This is a genomic window from Streptomyces sp. NPDC055078, assembly GCF_053607985.1.
The window spans coordinates 1-3,686 of record NZ_JBSGUP010000763.1 but is presented as its reverse complement, the minus strand read 5'-3'; the positions used below and the strand labels follow the sequence as shown (position 1 = coordinate 3,686).

The window sequence follows — 3,686 nt, the reverse complement described above, 5'->3', positions numbered from 1 at the left end:
GCAGAGCCCCGCCGGACGGCCCGCGTTCGGGGCGGGGTGGTGGGTGGTGGCCCCTGGCCGGGCACCCCGAAAGGTGCCCGGGCAGGGGGACGTGCGGGGGTGGGGCTACTCGGTGATGTCCGCGTGGCCGTCGTGGAGGCCGCCGCCGCTGCCGGTGCCCGGCTGGGTCGGCACCGTGGTGACCGGCTTGCGCAGGGAGCTGAGATCGTGCGTGTAGGTGCCGACGGCGTTGGCGATGATGCCGATGTTGACGCCGAACGCGGTCATGTTGATGTTGCTGATGTCATCGCCCTTGGCGTGGTAGTTCGGGTCGTAGGCGAGGCCCGCCGTGCCGCCGAACTTCACCGCCTGGGCCGCCGTCTTGACGCCCTCCGCGCCGGTGAAGGTGCCGCCGGAGGGGATGCCGACCTCGATGAAGGGGCCGTAGTCGGAGCGGCCGGTGAAGTCGGTGCCCTCGTGCGGGGTGCCGCGACCGTCGAGGAACTCGTTGATGTCGCGTTCGAGCTGGGCGGAGCCCTCGGGGCCGGGGCCCGCGCCGACGCCGTCGGAGTTGTCGCCGTCGTAGACGAAGAGGCCGTAGTTGGGCGAGGCGATCATGTCAAAGTTGAGATAGAGCTTGATCTCCTTCTTGCCGAGGGAGCTGAGGCCCGCGACATACGCCTTGGAGCCGAGCAGATTGTTCTCCTCGGCCGACCACCAGGCGAAGCGGACCTTGTTGGCGGGGCGCTTCTCCGCCTTCGCCAGTTCCTCGGCGACCTCCAGCAGCCCGGCGGAGCCGGAGCCGTTGTCGTTGATGCCCGGGCCTTCGAGGACCGAGTCGAGGTGCGAGCCGAGCATCACGGTGTCGGCCGCGTTGCCCGTGCGCGTCTCGGCGATGACATTGTGGGTGGTGCGCTTCTGCTGGAGCTGGCGGATCTCGAAGGAGACGTTCACCGGCCCTTGCGCGAGGTCCGCGACGAGTTTCTCGCCCTCCGCCTGGGTGATGCCGCCGGTCGGGATCTTGGCCGAGGCGATATCGCCGAGCGTGCCGCCCATCGCGCCCGCGGTGTTGTTGTAGACGATCGCGCCGACCGCGCCCGCGCCCGCCGCCGTCGCCTGCTTCTGGGCGAAGGTGCAGCCGCCGCGCTTGATCAGCGCGATCTTGCCGGTGAAGGTGGCGGAGGCGTAGTCACCGGCCTCGCAGCCGGTGGTCTCGTCCACCGGTACGGCGGCGACATCGGCCTTGATGCCGCCGACCGGGGTCGACTTGGTGTAGTCCATCGCGTTGATGGTGATCTCGCGGGGCGCGGGCGAGACCACGGAGAGCTTCTCGGCGAGCGTCTCGACGAACATGAAGTCGAAGGGCTCGTACCGGACGTCGTAGCCGTACTTCTTCATCTGGAGATAGACATACGCGGCTGACGCGTCGTGGCCGAGGGTGCCGGCGGCGCGGTTGCCGTCGGTCGTGTCGGCTATCTGCTGGAACTTCTCCAGGTGCTTGCGGGCATCCTGAGCGGACGCCTTGGCGACCAGCTTCTGCGCCAGCTTCGCCGCCTGCTGACCGGGGTCGTGGCGGTGCGCGGCGGAGGGGGAGGCGGATGCCAGCAGGAGCGGGGTCGCGAGTGCGGCGGTGGCCAGGGTGGCCACGGCTCTGCGACGGGTTGCCTTCACAGAGTTCCTTCCCGGTGTGGACAGGGTTCAAGGGAAGCTAGCGATGTCCCGGTGGCTCTGTGAACGCCTGTGCCCCAACTCACGTATCAATTCGTCTCATTGGCACCAGTGAGTCAGCGGATTCATGCCAACTGGGCCGAGATCAGCCGTCGTTGGCGGATGTGGCCTCCTTCGCCGCGCGCTTCATCTCCTGCTTGTGGGCGCGCACCTTGGCGAGGGACTCGGGCCCGGTGATATCGGCCGCCGAGCGGTAGGAGCCCTCCTCGCCGTACGCTCCGGCCGCCTCCCGCCAGCCCCGCGGCCGTACGCCGTACCGCTTGCCCAGCAGGGCGAGAAAGATCTTGGCCTTCTGCTCGCCGAAGCCGGGCAGCGCCCTGAGCCGGGCGAGCAGTTCCGCGCCGTCGGCGGCGTCGCGCCACACGGCGCCCGCGTCACCGCCGTACTCGTCGACCAGGTGGCGGCAGAGCGACTGCACTCGTTTGGCCATGTTCCCCGGGTAGCGGTGGACGGCGGGTTTCTCCTTCAGCAGGTCCGCGAACGCCTCGGGGTCGTAGGCGGCGATGGCGCCCGCGTCGAGGTCGTCGGCGCCCATGCGCCGTGCGATGGTGTACGGGCCGGAGAACGCCCACTCCATCGGGACCTGCTGGTCGAGCAGCATTCCGACGAGCGCGGCGAGCGGACTGCGCCCGAGCAGTTCATCGGCTTCGGGCTGCTGGGCGATGTGGATCTCGGGACTCATAGTCCGATGATCACCCGGGGCGGGGTGCGCCGCCAGTGAGCCGCGCGGCGGAGTCGTCGTCGGGGAGCCGGGGCCCCTTCCGCCCGGGGCGGAAAGGGCCTGGGGCGGGGGTTCAGCTGGTGACCGTGGAATTCTCGCCGAGGATCGCCGCGTGCTCCAGCACATCCTCCATCGGGTCGTCGATCTCGCCGATCGAGAGCAGGGTGATGTGGTGGCCGTTGTGCGATTTGATGTGGGTCTCGTCGGCGGACGCGGACGCGGTGGGGAGAGCGGCGGACAGCGCCAGCGCACCCAGAGCGGTAAGGGTTAATTTGGTCTTCATGTCGGTTTCGCCTGTCTGTTCGGTCCTAACCCGTCGTCCGGTGTATCCATAGGACCGGTGCGGAGGTCACGGCGTGGAGCGGTGAGCGCGGGCTATTCACCCGATCGGAGTAGTGGGGCTACGCGGGGGCCGGGGTGTAGAGGATCACCGTGCTCTCGCAGGGGCCGTCGGCGAACAGCTTCAGCACCTCCAGCTCCTCCTTGTCGGTGGACAGCCCCCAGCGCAGCTTGGTCCCCACCCAGTCGGCGATGTACCGGCACTGCACCGGGTTGGTGGCGGGCAGCCAGCCGGTGAGGTCCCGGTCGCCCTTCTCCCGCTTGACCCGCTTGTTCACCGCGGTCAGCGTGGCCGGGGCGTCCTGGTCGTTGGCGTACGCCTCCCGGCGGGCCGGGGACCAGGCGGAGGCGCCCGAGCCCCATGCCTCGGCGAGCGGGACGACATGGTCGACGTCCAGGCTCTTGAGGTTGGTGACGGTCTGCTCGTCGTAGTAGGAGAGCCACTTGCCGCCCTTGACGGCGCAGTCGGCGTCGGCGACCTCCGGTGCCTCGATGGCCTCCGCGATCAGGACCTCCTCGCGGGTGGAGCACTTGTCGGTGGTGTCCCGCCCCTTGTTCCAGTGGGGGAAGGCGGCGCTCGAATAGCCCGAACGGTTCTCGTCGGCCGTGAGCATGATCGAGATGGCGTCTTCGAGCTGGTGGACGTCCGCCCGTACGGCGTGGGCGGGGCCGGCCCCCAGTACGGGGAGCAGGGCACCAGACAGGACGGACAGCGCGGACAGGGCGGACAGAGCCATCACGGCGCGTCCGGTGTGCTTGGTCATGCTCGGTTTGATAGTCGGAAAGTGCCACGGGACCGTATGTGTACGGCGGCTACTCCACCCGTAGGAGCGGATTTTTCCCCCGGGCGAGGGGAGCGGGCCAGGCGTACGGGGACGGCGCTCGCGGGCCTGGGCGGCGCGGGCGTACGGGGGCGGCG

The 3,686-nt window shown here is 69.5% G+C and carries 4 protein-coding genes; all 4 read right to left on the bottom strand.

The genetic code is table 11. From position 1 onward, the window contains the following. Positions 1-105 precede the first annotated feature (105 nt). Positions 106-1,650, bottom strand: coding sequence for a M28 family metallopeptidase (locus ACWF94_RS36260; protein ID WP_453498757.1), 1,545 nt, complete (start codon positions 1,648-1,650; stop codon positions 106-108). Between the two features lie 142 nt (positions 1,651-1,792). Further along, entirely contained in the window at positions 1,793-2,389 is a 597-nt protein-coding gene (locus ACWF94_RS36255) for an HhH-GPD-type base excision DNA repair protein (RefSeq protein WP_453498755.1), read from the bottom strand. A 112-nt stretch (positions 2,390-2,501) separates the two neighbouring features. Further along, positions 2,502-2,711 (bottom strand): hypothetical protein, encoded by a 210-nt coding sequence (locus ACWF94_RS36250; RefSeq protein WP_453498752.1) that lies wholly within the window; start codon positions 2,709-2,711, stop codon positions 2,502-2,504. A 118-nt stretch (positions 2,712-2,829) separates the two neighbouring features. Continuing rightward, on the bottom strand, positions 2,830-3,531 hold the full coding sequence (locus ACWF94_RS36245; protein ID WP_453498749.1) for an HNH endonuclease family protein: 702 nt from the start codon (positions 3,529-3,531) through the stop codon (positions 2,830-2,832). Between the last annotated feature and the right edge of the window lie 155 nt (positions 3,532-3,686).